We start from the raw sequence: 24103 nt of genomic DNA, 5'->3' as shown, positions 1-24103 counted from the left end.
TACCCATGGCCACCGTAAAACTGCTTTCGGACGACGAACTCTCCAGCGAGGCGCGCGCCGTCTTCGACGATATCCGCAAGGTGCGGAAGTCGGACTTCGTCAACAATTTCTGGCGTGCGCTGGCGCATGATCCGAAGACGCTGCGGCGGACCTGGGAGAGCATCAAGGAGGTGATGGCGCCGGGCGCGCTCGATCCCAAGGTCAAGGAGATGCTCTATGTCGCGGTGTCGATCGCGCATGGCTGCAGCTACTGCATCCACTCGCACACCGCCGCCGCGAGGGCCAAGGGGATGAGCGAAGCCGAATATGGCGAGCTGCTCGCCATCGTCGGCATGGCCGCGGAGACCAACCGCCTGGTCACGGCGCTCGGCGTGCCGGTCGACGAGGCGTTTCTGGCCGATGCGGCGGATTGAGGCCAGAACCAGTCGTCATTCCGGGGCGCGCGCACCCGTAGCTCGCGACTTCGTCGCGCCCAGGCATGACGGCCCTCACCCCCGGGAATCGGGGGTTTCATGCCCCCCCGAAATTGGCTAGTAATTCCGCGCAAACGCGTTCGGGGACTGGAAATGACCTATTGTTGCGGAATCCTGGTTCGGGACGGTCTGGTGATGATCGCCGACACCCGCACCAATGCCGGCCTCGACAATGTCTCGACCTTCCGCAAGCTGCACATCTTCTCCAAGCCGGGCGATCGCATCATGGCGATCGCCAGCGCCGGCAACCTCGCGATCAGCCAGTCCGTGCTCTCCACGCTGACTGAAGGCCTGGAAGACCCCAACACGGGCGAGCTCGAGACGCTGATGAACGCGCCGACCATGTTCCAGGCGGCCCAGCGCATCGGCCGGGCCATCCGCGCCGTGCACGCCACCGAGGGGCCGGCGCTGAGATCCGAGGACGTGTCCTTTGACGTCTCCTTCCTGTTCGGCGGCCAGATCAAGGGCGCGCGCATGCGCCTGTTCATGGTCTACACCGCCGGCAATTTCATCGAGTGCACCACCGACACGCCTTATCTGCAGATCGGCGAGCACAAATACGGCAAGCCGGTGCTCGACCGCGCCATGCATTACGACGTCGAGCTCTACGAGGCACTGAAGACCGGCCTGATCTCGATGGACTCGACCATGCGCTCGAATCTCGGCGTCGGCCTGCCGATCGACGTGCTGGTGGTGCGCGCCGACGCCTGCGAGGCCGACCTCAACCACCGCATCGAGGCGGGCGAGCCCTATTTCCACGATCTGCGCTCGCGCTGGTCGGCTGCGCTGCGTGCGGCGCATCAGAACATTCCGCGCCCGCCCTACAAGAACGAAAAAGAACCCAAAACCTGACAGCTCAAGAGAAAAGGCAGGAAACGATGAGTGAAGCAAAGAAGATCGCCCTGGTGACGGGCGCCGGCACCGGCGTCGGCCGCGCGGCCTCGCTGGCGCTGATGAACATCGGCTTCACCGTGGTGCTGGTCGGGCGCCGGCTCGACATGCTCGAGGAGACCGCAAAGCTCGGCCCCGCCGGAAAGAGCCTCTGCGTCACCGCCGACATGACCAAGCCGGATTCCATCGCCGCGCTGTTCGACAAGGTGAAGGCGACCTATGGCCGGCTCGACGTGCTGTTCAACAATGCCGGCATGGGTGCGCCCGCCGTCAACTTCGAGGACCTCAGCCTGGAGCAGTGGCAGGCGGTGGTGAACACCAACCTCACCGGCCCGTTCCTGTGCACCCAGCACGCCTTCCGCATCATGAAGGACCAGAGCCCGCGCGGCGGCCGCATCATCAACAACGGCTCGATCTCGGCGCACGCGCCGCGGCCGTTCTCGGCGGCCTACACCTCGACCAAGCATGCCATCACCGGCCTCACCAAGGCCTCTAACCTCGACGGCCGCATGTACGACATCGCAGTCGGCCAGGTCGACATCGGCAATGCCGCGACCCCGATGACCGATCGCATGGTCAACGGCCCCGGCGTGCTGCAGCCCGACGGCACCACCAAGCACGAGCCGCGCATGGACGCCAAGGCCGTCGGCGACGCCGTCGCCTACATGGCCGGCCTGCCGCTCGACGCCAACGTGCTGACCATGACGGTGATGGCGACGAAGATGCCGTTCGTCGGACGGGGCTGAGTAAAAAACGCGAAAACAACCCCATGCACAGTAGGCGTCAAGAGGCGCCTGCTGTTGCTTGGCCACGGGGGTGACGCGCGTTAAGTCCCTGCGCTACCGCCACTATCGTCATTGCGAGCGCAGCGAAGCAATCCAGACTGCCTCAGCGGTAAGATTCTGGATTGCTTCGTCCCAAGAGCTCCTCGCAATGACGGGGAGAGAGCGTAGGCCTACTCCAAACTCTCCACCTTCCGCAGGCTTGGAAACAGCTTCATCCAGAGCAGCGCCACTGCGACGGTGGCGACACCGCCGAGCACGGCGGCAGGCATAGTGCCGAACAGGGCCGCCGCCACGCCGCTCTCGAACTGGCCGAGCTGGTTGGAGGCGTTGATGAACAGGAAGTTCACCGCGCCGACGCGGCCGCGCATCTCGTCGGGGGTCGAGAGCTGCACCAGCGAGAAGCGGATCACGACGCTGATCGTGTCGGCAGCACCGAGGATCGCGAGCGAGAGCACCGACAGCCACATCCACTGCGACAGCGCAAACACGATCGTCGCGACACCGAACACGATCACCGCCTGGAACATGCGCAGGCCCACATGGCGCGAGATGGCGTGGCGTGCCAGCACCATCGTCATCAGCAGCGCGCCGACCGCCGGAGCCGCGCGCAGCACGCCGAGCCCCACAGGGCCGGTCTGCAGGATGTCGCGCGCATAGATCGGCAGCAGCGCCGTGACGCCGCCAAACAGCACCGCGAACAGGTCGAGCGAGATGGTGCCGAGGATCGCCGGATTGCTGCGGATGAAGCGGACGCCGGCAAAAATATTGTCCGCGTCGGTCCCTTCCACGGCGACGGCCTGCGGGCGCGGCCGAATGAAGCCGGTCAGGATCATCCCGAAAATCCAGAACAGCAGCATCACGGAATAGGCCAGATGCGGCGCGATCGCATAGGCAAAACCGCCGAGCGCGGGACCGGCGATGGTCGCGACCTGTCCCGCCCCGCTCGCGACCGCAGTAGCGCGCTGCAGCGATCCCTGCGGCGCGATCAGCGGCAGCAGCGCCGCCGTGGTCGGGCTCTCGAACGCGCCAGCGATGCCGAGCACGAAGGTCGCGATGAAGATCTGCACTTCGCTGACCGCGCCGACATAGGTGATGACGGCGAGATAGAGCGCGGTCGCGGCTTCCACGAGCTGGCAGAGCTGGACCACGCGCTTGCGCTCGAAGCGGTCCGCGGCGTGACCGGCGACGAACACGAGCAGTGCGGTCGGCAGGAACTGGACGAGGCCGACCATGCCGAGGTCGAAGGCCGAGCCGGTGAGATCGTAGATTTGCCAGCCGATCGCGACCGCCGCGATCTGGCTGGAGAAGCGCGACAGGCTGCGCGAGATCACGAAGAGCAGGAAGGCGCGATGGGTGAGGAGCTCGCCGGCAGTCACCGGCGGATTAACGGCGATCGGCTGCTCTGGCATCGCCTCTTGGGTCACCCCTGGCACGTCGCTCCCATGGACGTGCCTCGCGTGACTGACGGGGACCTTCTTGTCAACAGCAGACGGCTCCGGCGGCCTTCCGGCATTGCCTTTGCAGCGCGGGCGCGGCCATAATCATTGAGGGTTTGGGGACATCATGCTGCGCTTGCAATCGGCACTCGGCATTTTCGCATTGCTGTTGATCGCCTTCGCGCTGGCGGAGAATCGGCGCGCCGTGTCGCTGCGCCAGGCCGCGGTCGGCCTGCTCGTCACCTTCGCCACCGCGATCGTGCTCCTGAAGCTGCCGGTCGTCGCGCACGCCTTCGGCGCCATCAACGACGCCGTCGGTGCGATCTCCGCGGCCTCGCGCGCCGGCTCCGCCTTCGTGTTCGGCTATGTCGGGGGCGGCACCCTGCCGTTCGATGTCAAAGTGCCCGGCGCCGATTTCATCCTGGCGTTCCAGGCGCTGCCGATCGTGCTGGTCATGAGCGTGCTGACGACGCTGCTGTTCTACTGGCGCGTGCTGCCGCCTGTCGTGCGCGGCATGGCCTGGCTGCTGGAGCGGACGCTCGGCGTCGGCGGCGCGGTGGGCCTGTCGACCGCCGCCAACATCTTCCTCGGCATGGTCGAGGCACCCCTGTTCGTGCGGCCCTATCTCGCCCAGATGACCCGCAGCGAATTGTTCCTGGTGATGACCGGCGGCATGGCGGGCATCGCCGGCACGGTGCTGGTGCTCTACGCGACGCTGCTTGCGCCCCTCATCCCCGATGCCGCCGCGCATTTCGTCATCGCGTCCGTGCTGGGGGCACCGGCCGCGATCCTCGTCAGCCTGATCATGGTGCCCGAGACCTCGGACAAGCGCACCGGCGGCACGTTGGAAGATCCCGAGATGGAGGTGTCGGGGACGATGGATGCGATCGTCAAGGGGACCACGGCCGGCCTCGAGCTGCTGCTCAACATCGTCGCGATGCTGCTGGTGCTGGTGGCGCTGGTCTATCTCGTCAACGCCATGCTCGGCCTGCTGCCGAACATCGGCGGCGCCGCGATCTCGCTGCAGCGCCTGCTCGGCCTCGTGATGGCGCCGGTCTGCTGGCTGATGGGATTGCCGTGGGACCAGGCCGTCACCGCCGGCAGCCTGATGGGCACCAAGACCGTGCTCAACGAATTGATCGCCTATGTCGACTTCGCGAAGCTGCCGCCCGGCGCACTCGACCCGCGCTCGCGCCTGATCATGCTCTACGCGATGTGCGGCTTCGCCAATTTCGCCAGCCTCGGCATCATGATCGGCGGCCTCGGGGTGATGGCGCCGGAGCGCCGCGAGGAAATCAACACGCTCGGGCTGAAGTCGATCGTGTCGGGGACGCTGACGACGTGCCTGATGGGCGCGGTGGTGGGGGTGCTGGCGTAGGTCTCTCCGCACCGTCATTCCGGGGCGCGACGAAGTCGCGAGCCCGGAATCCATTCATCCACCGTCTCCGCCGCTCAATGGATTCCGGGTTCGCGCTACGCGCGCCCCGGAATGACATCAGGCCTTCAACTCCACCGTCCTGAACTCCGCCGGCAGGATCACCTCCAGCAGCTCGACGTCGTCCGAATAATCCAGGATCATGTGCTTGATCTTCGGCGGCTGGGTCCAGGCGCTGCCTTCCTTCATCAAGGTCTCACCCTGCCCGTCCATGTAGGTCTTCACCCAACCCTTGAGCACGTAGACCATCTGGAATTCGACGTCGTGGAAGTGCAGCTTCGAGACCTCGGCCGGATCGCAGGGGCCCTGCAGGCGGATCACATGCGCTTGCGCGAGCCCGCGGGTCGCATCGGCAATGCCGAGGTCGCGGTACTTGGCGTAGGCGCGCAGGCCGTCGGCCTTGAAGTCTTCCTCGCGGTGATGACTGATCGCGATGCGCTGCCTCGGGCGCGCGGGCTTTTTCGGAGCCGTGACGGGGGCCTTCGCCTTCACCGCCTTGCGCGCCGGCGATCGCGCCGCCGCCTTCACGCCGCCGCGCTTCTTCACCGCGGTCTTGGTTGCGGGTCTTGATGCCTTTTGCCTGGCCATTGTCTGCCTCCCTGATTTGAGCCGCTGCCGCCGGACGGCGCGCCCCGCAGGCAGACTAGCCAGTCTTGGACGAGGCAGCAATTGCGGGCGTAAGGCCGGTCACGCGAAGATCGTAGCTTGTCCGAAGCTGTCGTCGCGAACGGCCCTTATCTCGCATTCGTTTTCTCGCTGAATTAATCTTGCAGGGAGATTCTGGGGGACTTGATTCATGGGCGGCAGCGTAGGTCAGCGTGCATTTCAGAATGCCCGGCTTCAGAAGCGGCAAAAGGCGGAAGTGCTGCCACTGCTCGGGCACGCTCTCCAGCTGCACAAGATGGGACTCCTGCCGGAGGCGCAGGCCGCCTATCGCCAACTGCTGCAGCTCGCGCCCAACCAAGTCGTCGCGCTGCACATGCTCGGCATCATGGAGTCCGATGCCAAGAACTATCAGCAAGCCGAAAGCCTGCTGAGCCGGGCGGTCGCTGCCGATCCGCGATCTGCCGATGCCCATATGAGCCTCGGCGTCGCCCTCAACGGCCTCCGGCGTCACGACGAGGCCTGCGCGAGCTACCGAAAGTCCCTCGCCTTGCGGCCCAACCATCCCGTCACGCTTTCCAATCTCGGCAACGCGAGCGTGGCCCTGGAGCTGCACGAGGAAGCGCTGCGCAGCTACGACAAGGCGCTCGCACTCGACCCGAACCTTGCCGAAGCCCATAACGGCCGGGGTTGGGCGCTCTGTCGTCAGCGCAGCTATGACGAGGCCGTCGCAAGCCTGAACCGCGCGCTGTCGATCAAGCCCAATTACGCGGCGGCGCTCGCGAACCGCGCCACCGCTTTGCGGGAACTTCAGCGCTTTGACGACGCCCTGGCAGACGGCAATCGGGCCATCGCGCTGGCACCGGACGACGCCAATGGGTGGCTCGCAAGGGCCGGTGTGCTGCTCCAGATCCAGCAGGTTGCCCAGGCCTCGCGCGATTGCGAGCAGGCCCTCGCGATCGATCCCGGCTCCATTCAGGCCCATCTGGTGCTGGGCCTCTGCCTCGCCGGACTTGGCCGGGTCGACGAAGCCCTCGCCAGTTTCGACAGGGCGCTCGACATCCAACCTGACCTGCAGAGCGCGATCTCCAACAAGATCTTCACGCTCGACTTTGCAGGGGACGCCACCGTCGAACGGCATCAGCAGGCGCGGCAGGTGTGGTGGGAGCGTGTCGGCGCGAAGATCGCCTCGGGCGCGGCGCAACCGCACGACAACAGCCGCGATCCGCATCGCCGTCTGGTGCTCGGCTATGTCTCGTCGGATTTCAACGCGCATTCGGCCGCGTTGATCTTCAAGCCGGTCCTTCAGCACCATGACCGGGCACAGTTCGAGATCGTGTGCTACGCCTGCTCGGCGAAAGTGGATGCGACGACCGGGGAATTTCGTGAGATCGCCGATCGCTGGCGTGATGCCTCGCAATGGACCGAGGATCGCCTCGCCGACGAGATCCGCGCCGACGGCATCGACATCCTGATCGATCTGTCCGGCCATACCCGAGGCAACCGCCTCGGCGTGTTTGCGCGCAAGCCGGCACCGATCCAGGTCCATGGCTGGGGCCACGGCACCGGCACCGGGCTGCCGACGATCGATTATCTGATGTCGGACCCTGTCGCGATTCCTCATGACGTCCGGCATCTGTTCGCAGAGACCGTCGTCGACCTGCCATGCTTCGTGACGCTGGCGCCGCTGCCGGACGGGATTGCGCGGGCGCCGACGCCCGCGATCTCGAACGGCTTCGTCACCTTCGGCGTCTTCAACCGCATCAGCAAGATCTCGGACGAGGCCGCGGAGGTCTGGTCCAGGATCCTCGAGCAGGTGCCGGGCTCGCGACTGCTGATCAAGGATGTCGCACTGGACGATGAGATGGTCCGCGAAAATCTGCTGGCGCGGTTCGGGGCTTGCGGATTGCCGGCCGACCGCGTCGAATTGCTCGGGGCCACCTCGCGAAGCGAACATCTGGCATCGTTCAATCGCGTCGATATCTGCCTCGACCCGTTCCCGCAGAATGGTGGCGTCAGCACGTGGGAAGCCCTGCAGATGGGCGTGCCGGTGGTCGCGAAGCTCGGCAACAGCCTGCCGAGCCGTGCTGCCGGGTCCATCCTCACCGCGCTCGGCTTGCCGGACTGGGTCACCGATAGCCGCGAGGCCTATATCGACATCGCAACGCGCCGCGGCTCGCAGAGCGAAGAGCTCGACAGGTTGCGCCGCGAACTGCCCGACATGATCCGGGCCACGGCCGCCAGCAACCCCGTCTCATACGGACGCGCGGTGGACGAGGCCTATCGCGCGATGTGGAAGCGTTACTGCGGCAGCGACGTCTGATTGCCGTTCAGGCGATCACGGCAATAGGCCGTTCGCTCAACGCAGCGGCAATGGAGATATCGGAGGGTGGGCAAAGCGGAGCGTGCCCACGACCTCTCTCCATCGGAGACAAATGGTGGGCACGGCGCGCGCAGAGCGCGCCTTTGCCGACCCTCCCGGTGTCCTGCTCAATGCAGCCGGAACACGCCGTCCACGGCGCGCAGCTCGGCCGGCTTGATCAGCTTGGAATGCGCCACGGTGACGGAATGGAGGGGGCCGTCGAGCTTTTCCTGCCAGAATGCCAGGAAATCCTTCAGCGCCGGGAATTTCGGAAACATGTCGTAGTTCTGCCAGACGTAGGTCTGCAGCAGCGAGGGATGATCCGGCATCCGATAGAGAATTTGTGCCGTCGTCAGCCCGTAACCCAGCATCTGTTTCCGGAAATCCTCGGAAACGCCCCCATTCCGCAAGCCCATGCCAACCTCCTTTGCAGGAGCGCATTCAAGGGGCGGCTTGGTTCGGTGTGCGCCTTACGAGCCACCCGGTACTGATGCGCTCACATGAGAGAAATGTGACGCAAACTGACAATCCATCTCAAGCCCAAAAGTTTAACAAGCTGTTGAAATTCAATGCTTTAGCAGCAGATACGTCCCCGTGCTAATACCGTCACGGGCTCGGTTAACGATGGCCGCGCGAAATTGGCAAACCGCGCTTCCGAGTGCTTATTTTTCTGCTAGAAGCCCTTGTCCCCGCAAAATTCCTGTCCTATTTCAGCCTCGCTGTGCTAGCACTCGCGGGCACAGACTGCTAACAATCTGAAATCTTCAACCCGAGCAATTGCTTAGGAGGACTGCATGAACTTCCGTCCGCTTCACGACCGCGTCGTGGTCAAGCGCATCGACGCAGAAGAGAAGACCGCTGGCGGCATCATCATTCCCGACACGGCCAAGGAAAAGCCCTCGCAGGGCGAAGTCATCGCCGTCGGCCCCGGTGGCCGCGACGAGGCCGGCAAGCTGATCCCGATCGACCTGAAGGTCGGCGACCGTGTGCTGTTCGGCAAGTGGTCCGGCACCGAGGTCAAGATCGACGGCGTCGATCTCTTGATCATGAAGGAAAGCGACATCATGGGCGTCCTCGACGTCCCCGCTTCCAAGAAGAAGGCGGCCTAAGAGCCCCCTCTCTCCCCCAGCCAAACACCTCAAGGAAAAATCCAGATGGCAGCTAAAGAAGTCAAATTCTCCGTCGATGCGCGCGACAAGATGCTTCGCGGCGTCGACATCCTCGCCAACGCGGTGAAGGTCACGCTCGGCCCGAAGGGCCGCAACGTCGTGCTCGACAAGTCGTTCGGCGCTCCCCGCATCACCAAGGACGGCGTCACCGTCGCCAAGGAGATCGAGCTCGAGGACAAGTTCGAGAACATGGGCGCGCAGATGGTGCGCGAAGTCGCCTCCAAGTCCGCTGACGCGGCCGGCGACGGCACCACCACCGCCACCGTGCTCGCCCAGGCGATCGTGCGCGAAGGCGCCAAGTCGGTTGCCGCCGGCATGAACCCGATGGACCTCAAGCGCGGTATCGACCTCGCGGTCGAGGCCGTCGTAGCGGACCTCGTCAAGAACTCCAAGAAGGTCACCTCGAACGACGAGATCGCCCAGGTCGGCACCATCTCGGCGAACGGCGACCAGGAGATCGGCAAGTTCCTCTCCGACGCCATGAAGAAGGTCGGCAACGAGGGTGTCATCACCGTCGAGGAAGCCAAGTCGCTCGAGACCGAGCTCGACGTCGTCGAGGGCATGCAGTTCGACCGCGGCTACATCTCGCCCTACTTCGTCACCAACGCCGACAAGATGCGCGTTGAGATGGACGACGCCTACATCCTCATCAACGAGAAGAAGCTCTCCTCGCTGAACGAGCTGCTCCCGCTGCTCGAGGCCGTGGTGCAGACCGGCAAGCCGCTGGTCATCGTCGCCGAGGACGTCGAGGGTGAAGCGCTCGCGACCCTGGTCGTGAACCGCCTCCGCGGCGGCCTGAAGGTCGCGGCCGTCAAGGCTCCGGGCTTCGGCGATCGCCGCAAGGCCATGCTGCAGGACATCGCGATCCTGACCGGCGGCCAGGCGATCTCGGAAGATCTCGGCATCAAGCTCGAGAACGTCACGCTCAACATGCTCGGTCGCGCCAAGAAGGTGATGATCGACAAGGAGAACACCACGATCGTCAACGGCGCCGGCAAGAAGGCCGACATCGAGGCGCGCGTGGCCCAGATCAAGGCGCAGATCGAGGAGACCACCTCGGACTACGACCGTGAGAAGCTCCAGGAGCGTCTGGCCAAGCTCGCCGGCGGCGTCGCGGTGATCCGCGTCGGCGGCGCGACCGAGGTCGAGGTGAAGGAGCGCAAGGATCGCGTTGATGACGCGATGCATGCGACCCGCGCGGCTGTCGAGGAAGGCATCGTCCCGGGCGGCGGCGTCGCCCTGCTCCGTGCCTCCGAGCAGCTCAAGGGCCTGCGCACCAAGAACGACGACCAGAAGACCGGCGTCGAGATCGTGCGCAAGGCGCTGTCGGCTCCCGCTCGCCAGATCGCGATCAACGCCGGTGAAGACGGCTCGGTGATCGTCGGCAAGGTGCTGGAGAACAAGTCGTACGCCTACGGCTTCGACTCCCAGACCGGCGAATACGGCGACCTCGTCAAGAAGGGCATCATCGACCCGACCAAGGTGGTCCGTACCGCGATCCAGAACGCAGCCTCGGTTGCGGCGCTGCTGATCACCACGGAAGCCATGGTCGCCGAGCTGCCCAAGAAGGGCGGCGCCGGTCCGGCGATGCCCCCGGGCGGCGGCATGGGCGGCATGGACTTCTGATCCAGCCATTCAGGCAAGATACGAAATGCGAAACCCCGGCAGCGATGCCGGGGTTTTTGTTTGCACGACACACGCCAAAGTAGCAAGGTTGGTCATTCCGGGGCGCGACGAAGTCGCGAGCCCGGAATCCATAACCACGAATCTGAGTTGGTTTTTCCCAATTCAAATCCTGATCCTAGATCAACCGAGTCTTCCAATCCCCCACTTCTTGTCCCCCCGTCTTACGGGCGACGGCACAGCGGCCATTCCATCCGCCTGTGGTTATGGATTCCGGGCTCGCGCTTTGCGCGCCCCGGAATGACAGGAGGGAGCGGGGCACGAGCCTCAGTTGGCTACCCCTGGATAAAGATCATCCCAGTTCGGGTTCTGCTCCTCGATCAAGCGCGTCTTCCAGTCGCGACGCCACTTCTTGAGCTCTTTCTCACGTGCAATGGCGCTCGCAGGATCGTCGTAGATCTCGAACAAGACGAGCTTGTCGACGCCGTACTTCGTCGTAAAGCCGGGCGCCGCCTTTGTCTTGTGCTGGTACACACGGCGTACGAGATCATTGGTCACGCCGATATAGAGCGTGCCGTGTTTCCTGCTTGCAAGGATGTAGACATAGTACGCCATTCCATCCGCCTGTAGTTATGGATTCCGGGCTCGGCGCTACGCGCCGCCCCGGAATGACAAGGGAATGGAGAGCGCCGCCCCAAAATAGCCAACGGACCTACCGCACCTTGCCCAGCCGCTCCATGTGCGGCTCGCCGTCTTCGTCGAGCGACCAGAAGATCCGCGTCACCTTGCCGATGAGGTTGTCCATCGGCACGAAACCGAATGTCGACATCATCCGGCTGTCGGTGGAATTGTCGCGGTTGTCGCCGAGCACGAAGAAATGGCCTGGCGGCACCGTGAAGACGCTGGTGTTGTCGAGGTAGCCGTTGTCGTCGCAATCGTTGGTCACGTAGGACGCGCCGTTCGGCAGCGTCTCGCGCCAGCGCTTGACCTTGGCATCCTCGTCGCCTCCGCAGGTCGAGCCGGCGGGTTTCGTCTCCAGGGCGACGCGCGTCACCGGACGGTCATTGAGGATGAGCTGGCCCTGCCGCATCTGGATACGGTCGCCGGGCAGCCCGACCACGCGCTTGACGTAGTCGACCGAATTGTCTTTCGCGGTCCGGAACACGACGATGTCGCCGTATGCGGGGTCGGCGGCGAGGACGCGGCCCGAGATGAAGGACGGCGCGAAGGGAATGGAGTAGCGGCCGTAGCCATAGGCATATTTGGCGGCGAAGACGTAGTCGCCGACCATCAGCGTCGGCGCCATCGAACCCGAGGGGATGCTGAACGGCTGATACAGCACGAAACGAAACAGGATCAGCGGCGACCACAGCACCGGGACCAGCAGGATCAGGATGACAATCGCCTTCCAATCCCGCGCTTGCGCCCGCGAGGGCCGGATCGTTTCCGAAAGACTGGTCATGCACCTGCCCCGATCAAGTTTCGTCGCGAGATTACGCAACCCTGGCGCACGCGCAATCCCGGCTCCGTGATCTTGGTCGCACATCGCGCAGGCCGCGTTCAACGCGCAGGCCCGAGCCTCCCCGGCGGTCAGCCGGGCGACACATCCTTGAAGCAGTGCCTCACCCAATCGATCGTCACGCGCGTCGCCGCGTCGCGCCTGAGATGGTTCTGCACCAAAAGCCAGACGTCGCGGCGTTTCGACAGCAGCGTGGCGCGCAGGCCGCGGTCGGCGAGCAAGGCGGTGCAGCTGTGCTCGGGCAGCACGCCGACGGCCTGATGCGACTGGATCATGGTCCTGATGATGCGGACATTGTCCGTGACGCAGCGGACGTTCGTCAGCCGCTTCGCCCGCAGGAACTGCGCTTCCGGGATCGTGTCGAGCTCGTCCGGATAGACGCAGGCGACCGGCTCGCCAGCGGTGCGGTCGGCAGGCTCGAAATAATACAGCCTGACGTCGCCGAGCTTGGAGATGGTGAAGTCGCCCTTCTCAGGCTTGCGCAGGCGAATGGCGAGATCAGCCTGCCAGCGCGAGAACTTGACGTTGCCGCTCGACGTAAGGAATTGCAGGGTCAGGCCGGGATGATCGCGCAGGAAGCCGATCGCCCTCGGCGCCAGCAGCTCCTCGGCGACGGCATTGGTCGAGGCGATGCGAAGGCGCCCGACCGGGCCCATCTCACTCTCCTTGATGCGATCGATCGCCGCGGCATGGGTGGCCATCGCGCCGACATGCTCGAGCACCGCCTCGCAATGGCGCGTCGGCCGCCGCAGCCCGTCCACGGCGTCGAACAGGGGCACGCCGAGATCGCGCTGGATGCGCGCCAGCCGGCGCCCGACGGTGGTTTCGTCGATGCGCAGCCGCGCGCTGGCGCCGGCATAGGTGCCCTCGTCCCTCACCGCGGCGATGATGCGCAGATCGTCCCAGTTCATGGGCCGGGTCTAGCAGACCATGCCGCCGCCTGCAATTCTGCAGCCATAAGCTGCAAAAGTCCTGCACAATGGCAGGACGCGGCCGCGCTAATGTCGCGCCATCCGATACGCTAGAAGGCCCTGACCAGCATGACCGCTCCCAAGACCCTGCTCGACCTCGCCGGCGCCGATCTCAATCCGCCCAAGCTGCACGAAGCCTGCCTCGTGCTGATCGACATCCAGAACGAATATTGCGCCGGCCCGCTGACCCTGCCGGACGCGCAGCCGGCGATCGCGGCAGCCGCGCGCCTGCTGGCGCGGGCCCGGGAGAGCGGCGCTGCGATCTTCCATGTCGCGCACAAGGGCCGCACCGGCGGCCTGTTCGACCGCGAGGCCGCGCGCGGCGCGATCGTCGAGCGACTGACACCGCTCGCGAGCGAAGCCGTGATCGAGAAGGCGCTGCCGAACGCGTTCGCCGGCACCGACCTGCAAGCCCGGCTGACCGCCACCGGGCGAAAGAACATCGTGCTCGCCGGCTTCATGACGCACATGTGCATCTCCTCGACCGCCCGCGCCGCACTCGATCTCGGCCTGCGCGCCACGATCGCAGCCGACGCCTGCGCCACCCGCGACTTGCCCGACGGCCGCGGCGGTACGCTCGACGCCCGAACGATTCACGAGGTCGCGCTGGCCGAACTCTCGGACCGCTTCGCGATCATCACGCAGAGCGATGCGTTGACCTGACGGAGCCGATCATGCTGCAACTCTATTTCTTCCCGATGGCCTGCTCCCTCTCCAGCCGCATCGCGCTGATGGAGGCCGGCATCGAGGCGCAATATCACCTCGCTCATATCTGGACCAAGAAGATCGTGGACGACGGCAGCGATTTCCGCGGCGTCTCGCCGAAGGGCGCGGTGCCGGTCCTGGTGCTGGAGAACGGCGATCGGCTGACCGAGAGCGCGGCCGTGCTGCAATACATCGCCGACGCAAATCCGGGGGCCGGTCTCGCGCCGCGCTTCGGCGATCCCGATCGCTATCGGCTGCAGGAATGGCTGAGCTTCATCGGCGCCGAGATCCACAAGGCGTTCCTGTTTCCAACCTTCTGGTACGAGGACGACGGCTCGCTCGCCAAGCCGCGCGCGAGGATCACGCAGACCTTGGCGGTGCCGGCGGCGCACCTGGCGGAGCGCGAGTTCCTGGTCGGCGATCGCTTCACGGTGGCGGATGCGCACCTCACCTGGGCCTTGCTGCTGCTCCGTCCCGCGGGGCTGGAGATCACGCAATGGCCGTCCTTGTCGGCCTATCTCGAGCGCATGCAGGCGCGGCCGGCGGTGCGGGAGGCGGTTGCAGCGGAGATGGCGCTGCGCAAAACCCTCGCGGCGTGACAGGATGCCACGGCTGCCGAATTTGGAAGGGCCATCGCAAGGGCATTGAAGTCAGCGCGGCATGCGCTAATCTGACGGGATATTTTTCAATTTTTCCCGGACGGCTTTCATGCGCCTTTTTTCAGGATGTCACCTGCCCGGATTCTGTTTGGCTCTCCTCACCTACTGGCTTGGCATGGGTTCCGTCCTTGCGGAGATGCGGGTGGCACTGGTGATCGGCAACGGCGCCTATGCCTCGACGGCGCAGCTTCCGAACCCTTCGCACGATGCCGAAGACGTCGCGGCCTCGCTGAGGCGCAGCGGCTTCGAGGTGATCCAGGGCATCGACCTGCGCCAGGCCGACATGCAGGACCTCACCATCCGCTTTGCGCGCGCGGCGAGCCGCGCCGACGTCGCCATGTTCTACTACAGCGGCCATGCCATGCAGTACAACGGCGTCAACTATCTGATGCCCGTCGACGCCGTGCTGGCGGACGAAGCCGACCTCAAGCGCTTCGTGCGCGTCGACGACATCATCAACGATCTGCAGCAGGCCAAGAACCTGCGCATCCTCGTGCTCGATTCCTGCCGAGACAATCCGCTGGCCGAAACCCTCAAGCGCTCTGCGGGCGCGACGCGTGCCGCCTCGATCGGGCGGGGCTTGTCGAAAGTCGAGGCCCCGCGCGGCACGATCGTGTCGTTCTCGACCCAATCGGGTCAGGTCGCCGCCGACGGCGTCGGCCGCAACAGTCCCTACACCAGCGCGTTCCTCAAGCACATCGAAGAGCCGAACGAGATCGGCGACGTCTTTCGCGACATCAGCAGCGACGTCTATGACGCAAGCGGCAAGTCCCAGCTGCCCGAACTGTCGCTGTCGATCATCGGAAAATTCTATCTGAACGGACCGGTGTCGGTGACGGTCGTGCCCGCGACGCCGCAGGCCGCGCCGAAGGCCGATCCCTGTTCGGCCGCGGAAGCCCATTGGAAAGCCGCGGACGGGATCGGCACGCTGGCGGCCTTCGAGGACCATCTCGCGCGATTTCCGAACTGCATCTTCGCAACCCTCGCCAAGGCGCGCGTTGAAGGATTGAAGCAGAAGGTCGCGGTGGCGCCGAGCGGCAACGCACGAACCACCGGCAGCAAGGATTTCGACGGCAATTGGGACGTGACGCTGAACTGCCCGCCGACCGGCAAGGCACAGGGATTTACAAGGCCGCTGGTTGCCACGGTGGCCAACGGCGTGTTCCACGCCGAAGCCCAGGGCAGAGACGGCGTCAACCGGCTGGAGATCGACGGCCAGATCCCGGCCGACGGCAAGACGACCTTGAGTGCGCGCGGCACGACGGGCGCGAGCACCTACACGCTCAATAACCTCGCACCCGGCTCACCCTACGCCTTCACGGTCGATGCGCAGTTCGATCGCACCCGCGGCAGCGGCAAGCGCAACGAGGCGCGTGCCTGCAATCTTGTTTTCGTCAAGCGCTGATCGTGCGATATCACGCAATGCGGGCAACGGGGGGCGGCCTCGATCCTGCAACACGCGGGCATCTCACGACAGGAACAAGATCATGGCAACGCATGACGGAACGAGGATTCTTGCTGGCAAGATCGCACTGGTGACGGGCGCAGGCCGCGGGCTTGGCCGTGCCTTCGCGGAAAAGCTCGCCGCCCTCGGTGCCGACGTCGCGATCCACGGCATGCGCGAGAACGGGCCGGCGGAATATGGCGAGGGCACCACGCTGACCGCGGTGGCCGCGGAGATCGGCCAGGAATTCGGCGTCCGCAGCCAGCGCGTGCTGGGCGATCTCACCAAGGGCGATGACATCGCGCGCGTGATTGCCGAGACGAAGGGCGCGCTCGGTCCGATCGACATTCTCGTGCACAATGCCGGCGGCGATATCGCGGCCGCCGGCGGCAAGCCCGATCCGAACGACGCGGTCTACATCCAGGAAGCGGACGTGCGCGCAGTGCTGGAGCGCAATCTGCTCTCGACCATCCTGACCTGCCAAGCGGTCGCGAAAGGCATGATGGAGCGGCGGGCTGGCCGCATCGTCACGCTCGGCTCGGTCGCCGCTTTCAAGGGGCGCACCCAGGGCTCGATCTATGCGGTGTCGAAGGCCGGCGTGACCCACTACACGCGTTGCCTCGCCGACCAGCTTCGCCCCTACGACATCGCCGTCAACTGCATTGCGCCCGGCGACACCCGCACCGGCCGCTTTCTCGGCACCCGCGCGGTGGACCCTGGCCGGATGGTCGAGACCGGCACGCTCGATCGCATCGCCACCGTCGACGAGGTCGCGCGCGTTGTCGAGTTGTTCGCAGGCCCCATGGGCGCCTTCGTCTCAGGCCAGGTGCTGAGGATCGACGGCGGCGGACAATGCTGGCCGGGCTGACGACCCGGAAAAAGAAAAGGGCCGCTGCAGCGGCCCTTTTGCATGATCGACAATGAGCGGAGATCACTCCACCCGCGCCAGCACCGCGAGCTTGCGGATGCCCTTGTTGCGGTAGGCGTCGAGGAACGCGTAGTAGTCCTTGAACGACACGCAGCCGTTGGAGTCGCCGTTCGGCCCGAGCATGAAGGTGTGGGCGAGCAGGCCGTCGCGGCCGTAGATCGCGCTCTCGCCGCCGATCGGGGTCAGGCGCAGCGCCGGCACGCCGTGGAACAGCGCCTCGCGCGGCTTCAGCGTGTAGATGTGCGGCGGGGTCACGCCGCGCATGCGCGTGCGCTGGGAGCGCGGATCGTCGAGATTGGAGCCGAGACCCGAATGCGCCTCGAGCTTGGTGCCATCGGGCAGATACACGGTCTTGGCCGTGATGTCGTAGACTGCGGTGTCGCGCTCATAGGGCGGCGCACCGCCGAACATCGGGTTCTGCTCCTTCGGCGCGATGGCCGAAGTCACACTGGCATCGGCCGAGGCATAGGCCAAAAGCCCGCCGGACGGCTCACGCTTGCCCCAGAGCTTTTCGACCATCGACTGGCGCGGCCCGGTGATCGACATCACCGCCGCCTTGGCGCGGTCCGCGAACGACTTCTTGGCTTCGGGTGCCGGCACGATCTGCGCGGGATCTGCCGAGGCCAGCTGGATCTGGGCATCCGGAGCGCGCTTGGCCTTGTCCGCAGCCTTGTCGGTCGTCTTGTCCGTGTTCTTGGCCGGGGCCGGCTTCAGCGCCTCCGCGACCTTCGCGATCACGCTCTGCTTCGGCGGATCTTTCACCACCGCAACCTGGGTCGCGGGCGCCGCGCTCGCCGCATTCGACGCCACGCCCTGGGTCGCGGCCGCGGCAAAGCGCTCGTTGAACATCTCGCGCGAAATCGGGGCGGCGACCTGCAACCGGTCGGGCAGCAGCGCGAAAGCTTCCTTGATGGCGTCGCCGGCCTCGCGCAGCGCGACCTTGGGCGCACGCTTCACCACCGGCTCGTCATAGCCGATGCTGCCGACGGTCGGATAGACGCTCGCGCCGAAGACGTTGTTGTAGATGGTCCAGCCGGCGCCCATCACGACGCAGCCGATCGCTGCGGCGCCAAGCCAATTGGTCGTGGTCATTTTCCGGGAAGATTTCCGCGAATTTCTCTTGGACTTCCGTGCCGCGTTAATTTGCGCAGCGATACTCGTACTCATTCGCCTTGCGTCCAGGACGGTGTCACTCAGTCCCCCTTCAAAGTGCCGCTGGTCACGATCCGGGAACAGCATCTCGCAGAGGGTCGGAGCGTCATTAAGGCGACTTTTAGTTAAATGCGGATTAAGTTCGGGCGGATGTAGGGCAACGCATCAACGCTGTATCATTCTGAGAAAAAGCCCGCAGAACTACGGACTTAGGCGCGTCTGTTAACCATAATTCTCGGCCGGATCGGCGCGTTCAGCGGACCTCGCCGGCCCCCTCTCTAAGCGCATCCAACCAAGTCCTTTTCGTGGTCATCAATGCCCGGAAGATACCGGGGAAGGGTTGTGCGAGGCTGGCGCGCGCGCCTTGCCAGCCGCGGCGCGCGAGATTCCGCAGCATGGGCACCAGGGCTCGTCCCGCATCACACATCGCGCACAGAGCACTCACGCAACACGGGACCCTGACCGAAAGTTGATCGCACCGATCTGGAAAAGGCCGTGTGGAGAAAATAGCTCCAAACTCGGCACTTTCCGGCAGCCTCAGCGTGTGATACGGTACCGTATCAACATCGCCTTGAACTGTGCCAGGCACGCAAATGGAGGCTGGCATGAGTGGGATCGCGCGCGCTGGGTTTTTCGCTCTCGTGTGGTCGTTCTTGTTGATGGGATATGCGGCCGCGCAGCCCGCCAATGCAGGTTGCACGTCGTCGATTTCGGCCGCGAGCACGCAAGTTTGGCGCTGCGACAACGGTATCACCATCGTTGCAGAAAACGGCGCCAGATTTGAACTAAAGGATGCCAACCGCGACGGACATATAGACTCCGTCGAGTTGAGCAGCAGAGCCCTGCTGATCGAGGTGCCCAAGAAGTCCGGCGGCAATCCCTTCAAGGTGCTGACCCCGCAGGCGATTGCGGCGGTGCGCGGCACAAGATGGGCGGTCGACGTCGCTGAGGCCAAGACCTCCGTTTTCGTCGCTGACGGCCGCGTCGGCGTCAGCCGCAGGGCTCGCGGGCGCGGCGTCGTACTTGGCCCAGGCGAAGGCGTCGACGTCGAAGCGGCCGGCCCGCTGACCGTCAAGACATGGGGCCAGCCGCGCGTCGACGCGCTGATGGCAAGGCTTGGTCAATAAGGCTTGGTCTTTAAGGCTTTGGTCAACAGGACTTAGAACAAAGAAGATTGCAGTACGTAGTGACTAGACGCGTTCAGATCCTGGTAGCACTCGTCCTCACCGCGTTGTGGGGCGCCGGCATCTATGCCGCGCACGCAGGCGGCCATCTGCGCTTTCTCGATCGCCTCGAAGCGACACTGACCGATTGGCGGACCCAGGCCCGCGGCGTGCAGCGCCCACCCGATCTCGTCACCATCGTCGCGATCGACGATACCGTGGTGAAGCGCGGCGGCAGCTATCCACTGCCGCGCGCCGATCTCGCCCGGGTCGTCGACACCATCGTGCAGTTCAAGCCGAAGGTCGTCGCGATCGATCTCCTCCTGGTGGACCGCAGCGCCGCGATCGGCGACGCAACGCTGGCCAACACGCTGGCGACCGGCCCCATGGTGCTGGCCGCCGCGGCGATCTTTCCAAGCGCCAGCGAAACCGTGGAGCCGAGCAGCGCGGGCCCCCTCGCCGTGCTGCCGCAGGCCGAACGCTTCCTGCTGCCGCTGCCGGCGTTCGCCGACCACGCCGAAGTGGGCGTCGTCAACGTCGCGACGGGGCAGTCGGGCTCACCGCTTTCGGTGCCGATGCTGTTCCGGACGCACGACAAGGTCGAACTGTCGTTCCCCTTGCGGGTCGCCACCCGCGCGCTCGACAAGCCGCTGACGATCGCCTCGGATCACCTCATGCTCGGTGAGCGCGCAGTGCCGACCGATGCCGATTTCGCGCTGCCGATCACCTATTACGGTCCGCGACGCACCATCCGCACCGTCAGTGCGCAGAGCATCTTCGACGGCACGCTCGACCGCGCGGCGATCGAGAACCGAATCGTCGTGATCGGCGCCTCGGTCGCCGGCGGCGGCGACTTCTATCCCACCCCGTTCGATTCGCTGATGCCCGGCGTCGAAGTGGTCTCGACCGCGATCACGCATCTCGTTGCCGGCGACGGCATCGTACGCGACTACAGGGTTCATGTTGCCGACGCGCTCGCTGCAATCCTGCTGCCGATGCTGCTGGTCGGCTTGCTGGCCTGGCGGCGCAGCGCGCTCGGCATCATGGCGGCGGCTGCGGTGATGATTGCCTGGGCCGGCCTCAATGCGCTCGCCTTCACGCATGGCGTCTGGCTGAATGCGGCAACCACGCTCGCCGCCGCAGTGCCGCCGGTTGCGATCTTTGCTGGCGTACAGCTGTGGGTCGGAGGCCGCCGCACGCAGTATCTCGCAGCCAAGAGCAGGTCGCTCGCCCGGTTGCAGGCGCCTGCGGTGCAAGAGTGGCTGGCGCGCGATCCGAATTTCCTGTCCAGGCCGGTCCGGCAAAATGCAGCCGTGGTCTTCATCGACCTCTCCGGCTTCACCGGCTTAAGCGAACGGACTGATCCTGACGCGATCCAGGGGGTTTTGAAGGCATTTCACGCGTTGATCGACAGGATCGCGGTCGATTGCGGCGGCACGATTACGGGCTTTCTCGGCGACGGCGCCATGATTCTGTTTGGGCTTCCGGGCGCGATGCCCGATGATGCGGCGCGCGCACTGAAATGTGCGATCGACCTGCATCGCGGCGTCGAACGCTGGATCGCCTCGCTGCCACCTGCCATCGGTGATCCGCTGGGCTTCAAGATCGGCGTGCATTTCGGCGAGATCGTCGCCTCCCGCCTCGGCGAAAGCCACCAGCACATCACCGCGACAGGCGACACCGTCAACGTCGCGAACCGGCTGATGGAGGTCGCCGTCCAGAACGATGCGCGGCTCGCGCTGAGCGATACGCTGCTGGATGCCGCCGACTTCCACGGGGTGCCCGACGGCATTCTGTCGGGCCCCCTCCTCGCCCACGTCCGCGGTCGCTCAGGCGCCGTGACCGTGTGGTTCTGGCGCGACCAGAGCGGGCCAGGCCACGCTGCGACGAAGGCTGAGATGATCGACTGAAAGTCGTTGCTATCGACTCAGCACGCCGCCGTCGTCCCTGCGAACGCAGGGACTCATACCGCGTGATCCATCGACGAGCACAGCTGGCCGCACCGACTACATAAGCCCACGAGCAGTCTTCGCCAAACTCCTCCCTGGGGGTATGGATCCCCGCCTTCGCGGGGACGACACCGTGAAAGCAGCAGAGCCTACTTACCTTGCCTCCGGCGGCGGCGAGCGGTCGAGCACGTCACCCTTGGCATCCTCCAGCAGATCGATGCCGTAGGTCTCGACCACCAGCGGGCCGCGCTTGCGCTGCAATTGCGCAACCTGGGTGACCTTCGCAAAGAGATCGTTGAGGACGGGGTGACCGTCAGGGCGCAGCTCGTCGACATAGAGCAGCTTGCCGGCAAGCAGCCTTGGATCGGGCTCGCCCATGTTGACCCAGCGGATGCGCTGGTTCTGCTGCAGCACGCAGGTGCCGCGCGGCAAATAGAAGGCGAGCCAGCCCGTGGTGCCGTAATCCTGCGCGAGCACGCAGGTCGCGCCATGGCGCACGCGCTCGGCTTCTATACCCGCGGCGAGCTCGCGCCAGCCGACGCCGACACTGCGCACGGTCGCGTCGCGGCGATAGCCTGACAGCCAGCCGGTGTTGGCCTGGACGACCAGCGCGGCAAACATCACGATGCCCGCGGGCGCGGCCCAGCGCAGGCAGAAATCCACGAGGCGCCGCTGGCGCGGCCTCCACTGCACGAGATTGGCGGCGGCGCCCGCAGCGAGGACGAAGGGCGGATAGACCGGCGCGAACCAATTGGCCTCGACGCGGGCATGCAGCGAATGCCAGACGAAATAGGCGACGACGGTCCAGAACATCGCCTCGATCAGAACGCGCGAAGCCAGCGCGCCTGCGCGCTGCCAGGTCAGCGCGTGCAATCCCATCGCGCCGAGGATGAAGACCAGCGGGGTCGCGAACGCGATCTGGGTCGGGATCAGCTCGGCGATGAAGACCGGGCGGAAGTCCTCGATCCTGGCGCGACCGAGCTGCTTGGTGAACGAGACCCATTGATGATCCGCATTCCAGAGGATCACCGGCGAGAACAGCGCCAGCGCAACGAGACCGCCGAGATAGGGCCACGGCGAGAGGAACCAGCGCCGCAGCTTCGGCACGCAAGCAAGCCAGATCAGGATTGCGGCGCCAAAGAACATCGCGGTGTATTTCGACAGCAGCGCCGCACCGACCGCGGCGCCGACCGCGAGCCACCAGGCGCCGCGACCGCTCTCGAGCACCTTGGCGAGGAAGAACAGCACGAAGCTGGAGGCCACCAGCAGCGGCGCATCCGGCGTCACGATCAGCGTGCCGACGGACGCCAGCAGCGTCACGTTGAGCAGGATGGCGCTGGTCGCCGCGACGCGCACCCCGCCGAACAGGATCGCCGCGGAGCGGTAGATGGCATAGCTCATCGGCAGCGCGAGCAGGATGGAGACCAGGCGAACGCCGAGCTCGGTATCACCAGCGATCATGGTGCCGGCGCGGATCACGTAGGCGACCATCGGCGGATGGTCGTAGTAACCGCCCGCCAGGTTCTTCGACCACATCCAGTAATAGGCTTCGTCGAAGGTGATCGGCGTGACGGCTGCCGCGACCAGCCGCAGGGTCACCAGCGCGAAAATCACCAGCGCGGTGTTGCGGACGATCCGCGCGTCAGCTCCGCCCATCTTCCGGCTATTTCTTGCGCCAGACGAACAGGCCCGACATCGCGTAGTTCCACACCACGCCCATCAGTGCACCGGCCATGCCGGCCAGCCACCAGATCGGCTCCTGATCGTAGACCGAGAAGGCGACGCCGACATTGGCGAGCAGCCCGACGCTGCACACGATGTAGAAGGCGATCAGGCCGCGCAGCAGCGCAAAGCCCTTCAGCCGCTGGTCGCGATAGGTGAGGAAGTTGTTGAGGACGAAATTGCTGGTCATGGCGACGATGGCGCCGGCGGCCTGCGCCTCCGCGAACGGCGCTTTGAACAGCTGAAGTCCGATGAACAGCGTGGTGAGATGCACCACGAGGCCGATACCGCCGACCATCGCGAACAGGACGAAACGGAGTGAGACGATGTCGTTGGTCAGCTTGGCCAGCACGAGGCCGAGGAAATCCAGCGCGACCATGGAATCGAGCTTGCTCTCGCCGTGCTGGCGGGCGCCGAAGGTGTAGGGAATCTCGACGGCCCGCAAGCCGCCATGCGCGGTCGCGACAAGGTCGAGCAGGATCTTGAAGCCGTGCACCGACAGTTTCGGCGCGAGCTCTTCGAAACGGTCGCGGCGGACCATGAAAAAGCCGCTCATGGGATCGGCGATCTCGACCCGCAGCATCTTCCTGGCCACCTCGGTCGCCAGCGCGCTGGCGCCGGCGCGCTGCTTGTTGAAACCTTCGCTCTTGTAGCCCTCGATGTAACGGCTGCCGACGACGAGATCGGCCTCGTCGCTGGCGAGCAGCAACAGCATCTTCGGCAGCTGGGTCTCGTCGTGCTGGAGGTCGGCGTCGATCACGGCCACAAAGGGCGCGCTGGAGGCCAGGATACCCTCGATGCAGGCACCCGACAGGCCGCGGCGGCCAATGCGGCGGATGCAGCGCACGCGGCTGTCCTGCTGCGCGAGCGCACGCACCACGTCCCAAGTGCCGTCGGGCGAATTGTCGTCGACGAACACGACCTCCCAGGCGACGTTGGCGAGCGTCGCCTCCAGCCGCCGGTACAGCACCGTGACGTTGTCGCGCTCGTTGAAGGTCGGGACGATGACCGACAGTTCCGGGCCCTCTTGAGCCTGTGGCGGATGGTCGGAGCCGGGTCTGATCGCTTCATTCATGACGGCAGCGTATATCCGCCGCGTCCTGCGCTGCCAAGT

General features: G+C 65.3%; 22 protein-coding genes. 13 read left to right on the top strand and 9 right to left on the bottom strand.

What is annotated here, in order from left to right:
- Window positions 1-5 precede the first annotated feature (5 nt).
- The 3 genes from CO669_RS04455 to CO669_RS04445 all read left to right on the top strand — a co-directional run bounded on the left by CO669_RS04455 (window position 6) and on the right by CO669_RS04445 (window position 2110).
- Window positions 6-413 (top strand): carboxymuconolactone decarboxylase family protein, encoded by a 408-nt coding sequence (locus CO669_RS04455; RefSeq protein WP_097658351.1) that lies wholly within the window; start codon window positions 6-8, stop codon window positions 411-413.
- A 153-nt stretch (window positions 414-566) separates the two neighbouring features.
- A complete protein-coding gene (locus tag CO669_RS04450; RefSeq protein ID WP_097658349.1) occupies window positions 567-1325 on the top strand; it encodes a proteasome-type protease in 759 nt (252 codons plus the stop codon).
- Between the two features lie 26 nt (window positions 1326-1351).
- On the top strand, window positions 1352-2110 hold the full coding sequence (locus tag CO669_RS04445) for an SDR family oxidoreductase (RefSeq protein WP_097658347.1): 759 nt from the start codon (window positions 1352-1354) through the stop codon (window positions 2108-2110).
- 209 nt (window positions 2111-2319) lie between these two features.
- Here the strand turns inward: CO669_RS04445 and CO669_RS04440 are convergent, their stop codons facing one another.
- The gene (locus tag CO669_RS04440; RefSeq protein WP_097658345.1) at window positions 2320-3558 is read right to left on the bottom strand and encodes an MFS transporter; all 1239 of its coding nucleotides are present in this window, start codon (window positions 3556-3558) and stop codon (window positions 2320-2322) included.
- 154 nt (window positions 3559-3712) lie between these two features.
- On the opposite strand from CO669_RS04440, the gene CO669_RS04435 reads away from it, so the two are divergent.
- Entirely contained in the window at window positions 3713-4963 is a 1251-nt protein-coding gene (locus CO669_RS04435) for a NupC/NupG family nucleoside CNT transporter (RefSeq protein WP_097658344.1), read from the top strand.
- Between the two features lie 117 nt (window positions 4964-5080).
- Here the strand turns inward: CO669_RS04435 and CO669_RS04430 are convergent, their stop codons facing one another.
- Window positions 5081-5608, bottom strand: coding sequence for a cupin domain-containing protein (locus CO669_RS04430; protein WP_097658342.1), 528 nt, complete (start codon window positions 5606-5608; stop codon window positions 5081-5083).
- A 208-nt stretch (window positions 5609-5816) separates the two neighbouring features.
- Here CO669_RS04430 and CO669_RS04425 point away from each other — a divergent pair, with 208 nt between their 5' ends.
- Window positions 5817-7946: an O-linked N-acetylglucosamine transferase, SPINDLY family protein gene (locus tag CO669_RS04425; protein ID WP_097658340.1), complete on the top strand. Its 2130-nt coding sequence runs from the start codon at window positions 5817-5819 to the stop codon at window positions 7944-7946.
- 167 nt (window positions 7947-8113) lie between these two features.
- On the opposite strand, the gene CO669_RS04420 is transcribed toward CO669_RS04425, so the two are convergent.
- On the bottom strand, window positions 8114-8401 hold the full coding sequence (locus tag CO669_RS04420) for an usg protein (protein ID WP_097658338.1): 288 nt from the start codon (window positions 8399-8401) through the stop codon (window positions 8114-8116).
- 378 nt (window positions 8402-8779) lie between these two features.
- On the opposite strand from CO669_RS04420, the gene CO669_RS04415 reads away from it, so the two are divergent.
- Both CO669_RS04415 and groL read left to right on the top strand, forming a co-directional pair.
- A complete protein-coding gene (locus CO669_RS04415) occupies window positions 8780-9094 on the top strand; it encodes a co-chaperone GroES (RefSeq protein ID WP_097658337.1) in 315 nt (104 codons plus the stop codon).
- 45 nt (window positions 9095-9139) lie between these two features.
- Window positions 9140-10780 (top strand): chaperonin GroEL, encoded by a 1641-nt coding sequence (groL, locus tag CO669_RS04410; RefSeq protein WP_097658335.1) that lies wholly within the window; start codon window positions 9140-9142, stop codon window positions 10778-10780.
- Between the two features lie 324 nt (window positions 10781-11104).
- On the opposite strand, the gene CO669_RS04405 is transcribed toward groL, so the two are convergent.
- The 3 genes from CO669_RS04405 to CO669_RS04395 form a co-directional block, all read right to left on the bottom strand.
- Entirely contained in the window at window positions 11105-11392 is a 288-nt protein-coding gene (locus CO669_RS04405) for a GIY-YIG nuclease family protein (protein WP_097658334.1), read from the bottom strand.
- 97 nt (window positions 11393-11489) lie between these two features.
- Window positions 11490-12239 (bottom strand): signal peptidase I, encoded by a 750-nt coding sequence (gene lepB / locus CO669_RS04400; RefSeq protein ID WP_097658332.1) that lies wholly within the window; start codon window positions 12237-12239, stop codon window positions 11490-11492.
- Window positions 12240-12367: 128 nt separating this feature from the next.
- Window positions 12368-13207, bottom strand: coding sequence for a LysR family transcriptional regulator (locus tag CO669_RS04395; RefSeq protein WP_097658330.1), 840 nt, complete (start codon window positions 13205-13207; stop codon window positions 12368-12370).
- A 129-nt stretch (window positions 13208-13336) separates the two neighbouring features.
- Here CO669_RS04395 and CO669_RS04390 point away from each other — a divergent pair, with 129 nt between their 5' ends.
- The 4 genes from CO669_RS04390 to CO669_RS04375 all read left to right on the top strand — a co-directional run bounded on the left by CO669_RS04390 (window position 13337) and on the right by CO669_RS04375 (window position 16943).
- The gene (locus CO669_RS04390) at window positions 13337-13930 is read left to right on the top strand and encodes a cysteine hydrolase family protein (protein WP_097658329.1); all 594 of its coding nucleotides are present in this window, start codon (window positions 13337-13339) and stop codon (window positions 13928-13930) included.
- 11 nt (window positions 13931-13941) lie between these two features.
- On the top strand, window positions 13942-14571 hold the full coding sequence (locus tag CO669_RS04385; protein ID WP_097658327.1) for a glutathione binding-like protein: 630 nt from the start codon (window positions 13942-13944) through the stop codon (window positions 14569-14571).
- 109 nt (window positions 14572-14680) lie between these two features.
- Entirely contained in the window at window positions 14681-16036 is a 1356-nt protein-coding gene (locus CO669_RS04380) for a caspase family protein (protein ID WP_097658325.1), read from the top strand.
- 82 nt (window positions 16037-16118) lie between these two features.
- A complete protein-coding gene (locus tag CO669_RS04375) occupies window positions 16119-16943 on the top strand; it encodes an SDR family NAD(P)-dependent oxidoreductase (protein WP_097658323.1) in 825 nt (274 codons plus the stop codon).
- Window positions 16944-17006: 63 nt separating this feature from the next.
- On the opposite strand, the gene CO669_RS04370 is transcribed toward CO669_RS04375, so the two are convergent.
- Window positions 17007-18095 carry a DUF2778 domain-containing protein gene (locus tag CO669_RS04370; RefSeq protein ID WP_198963830.1) on the bottom strand — a complete coding sequence of 363 codons (1089 nt, stop codon included), beginning with the start codon at window positions 18093-18095 and terminating at the stop codon, window positions 17007-17009.
- Between the two features lie 665 nt (window positions 18096-18760).
- On the opposite strand from CO669_RS04370, the gene CO669_RS04365 reads away from it, so the two are divergent.
- On the top strand, window positions 18761-19282 hold the full coding sequence (locus tag CO669_RS04365; protein ID WP_198963829.1) for a FecR domain-containing protein: 522 nt from the start codon (window positions 18761-18763) through the stop codon (window positions 19280-19282).
- A 59-nt stretch (window positions 19283-19341) separates the two neighbouring features.
- Window positions 19342-21228: a CHASE2 domain-containing protein gene (locus tag CO669_RS04360; RefSeq protein WP_097658317.1), complete on the top strand. Its 1887-nt coding sequence runs from the start codon at window positions 19342-19344 to the stop codon at window positions 21226-21228.
- 192 nt (window positions 21229-21420) lie between these two features.
- Here the strand turns inward: CO669_RS04360 and CO669_RS04355 are convergent, their stop codons facing one another.
- Together CO669_RS04355 and CO669_RS04350 are read right to left on the bottom strand one after the other, a co-directional pair.
- Window positions 21421-22923 (bottom strand): glycosyltransferase family 39 protein, encoded by a 1503-nt coding sequence (locus CO669_RS04355; RefSeq protein WP_097658315.1) that lies wholly within the window; start codon window positions 22921-22923, stop codon window positions 21421-21423.
- Window positions 22924-22930: 7 nt separating this feature from the next.
- Entirely contained in the window at window positions 22931-24064 is a 1134-nt protein-coding gene (locus tag CO669_RS04350; RefSeq protein WP_097658314.1) for a glycosyltransferase family 2 protein, read from the bottom strand.
- Between the last annotated feature and the right edge of the window lie 39 nt (window positions 24065-24103).

It is taken from the genome of Bradyrhizobium sp. Y36 (genome assembly GCF_002531575.1).
GTDB lineage: Bacteria > Pseudomonadota > Alphaproteobacteria > Rhizobiales > Xanthobacteraceae > Bradyrhizobium.
This window is presented reverse-complemented; position numbering and strand designations above follow the sequence as displayed.

Coding starts and splice junctions, on each gene's coding strand:
- CO669_RS04380 (WP_097658325.1), top strand. CDS start 14,681: ATGCGCCTTTTTTCAGGATGTCACCTGCCCGGATTCTGTTTGGCTCTC.
- CO669_RS04385 (WP_097658327.1), top strand. CDS start 13,942: ATGCTGCAACTCTATTTCTTCCCGATGGCCTGCTCCCTCTCCAGCCGC.
- CO669_RS04395 (WP_097658330.1), bottom strand. CDS start 13,207: ATGAACTGGGACGATCTGCGCATCATCGCCGCGGTGAGGGACGAGGGC.
- CO669_RS04350 (WP_097658314.1), bottom strand. CDS start 24,064: ATGAATGAAGCGATCAGACCCGGCTCCGACCATCCGCCACAGGCTCAA.
- CO669_RS04445 (WP_097658347.1), top strand. CDS start 1,352: ATGAGTGAAGCAAAGAAGATCGCCCTGGTGACGGGCGCCGGCACCGGC.
- CO669_RS04355 (WP_097658315.1), bottom strand. CDS start 22,923: ATGGGCGGAGCTGACGCGCGGATCGTCCGCAACACCGCGCTGGTGATT.
- groL (WP_097658335.1), top strand. CDS start 9,140: ATGGCAGCTAAAGAAGTCAAATTCTCCGTCGATGCGCGCGACAAGATG.
- CO669_RS04420 (WP_097658338.1), bottom strand. CDS start 8,401: ATGGGCTTGCGGAATGGGGGCGTTTCCGAGGATTTCCGGAAACAGATG.
- lepB (WP_097658332.1), bottom strand. CDS start 12,239: ATGACCAGTCTTTCGGAAACGATCCGGCCCTCGCGGGCGCAAGCGCGG.
- CO669_RS04390 (WP_097658329.1), top strand. CDS start 13,337: ATGACCGCTCCCAAGACCCTGCTCGACCTCGCCGGCGCCGATCTCAAT.
- CO669_RS04440 (WP_097658345.1), bottom strand. CDS start 3,558: ATGCCAGAGCAGCCGATCGCCGTTAATCCGCCGGTGACTGCCGGCGAG.
- CO669_RS04425 (WP_097658340.1), top strand. CDS start 5,817: ATGGGCGGCAGCGTAGGTCAGCGTGCATTTCAGAATGCCCGGCTTCAG.
- CO669_RS04405 (WP_097658334.1), bottom strand. CDS start 11,392: ATGGCGTACTATGTCTACATCCTTGCAAGCAGGAAACACGGCACGCTC.
- CO669_RS04455 (WP_097658351.1), top strand. CDS start 6: ATGGCCACCGTAAAACTGCTTTCGGACGACGAACTCTCCAGCGAGGCG.
- CO669_RS04365 (WP_198963829.1), top strand. CDS start 18,761: ATGAGTGGGATCGCGCGCGCTGGGTTTTTCGCTCTCGTGTGGTCGTTC.
- CO669_RS04375 (WP_097658323.1), top strand. CDS start 16,119: ATGGCAACGCATGACGGAACGAGGATTCTTGCTGGCAAGATCGCACTG.
- CO669_RS04435 (WP_097658344.1), top strand. CDS start 3,713: ATGCTGCGCTTGCAATCGGCACTCGGCATTTTCGCATTGCTGTTGATC.
- CO669_RS04415 (WP_097658337.1), top strand. CDS start 8,780: ATGAACTTCCGTCCGCTTCACGACCGCGTCGTGGTCAAGCGCATCGAC.
- CO669_RS04430 (WP_097658342.1), bottom strand. CDS start 5,608: ATGGCCAGGCAAAAGGCATCAAGACCCGCAACCAAGACCGCGGTGAAG.
- CO669_RS04450 (WP_097658349.1), top strand. CDS start 567: ATGACCTATTGTTGCGGAATCCTGGTTCGGGACGGTCTGGTGATGATC.
- CO669_RS04370 (WP_198963830.1), bottom strand. CDS start 18,095: ATGACCACGACCAATTGGCTTGGCGCCGCAGCGATCGGCTGCGTCGTG.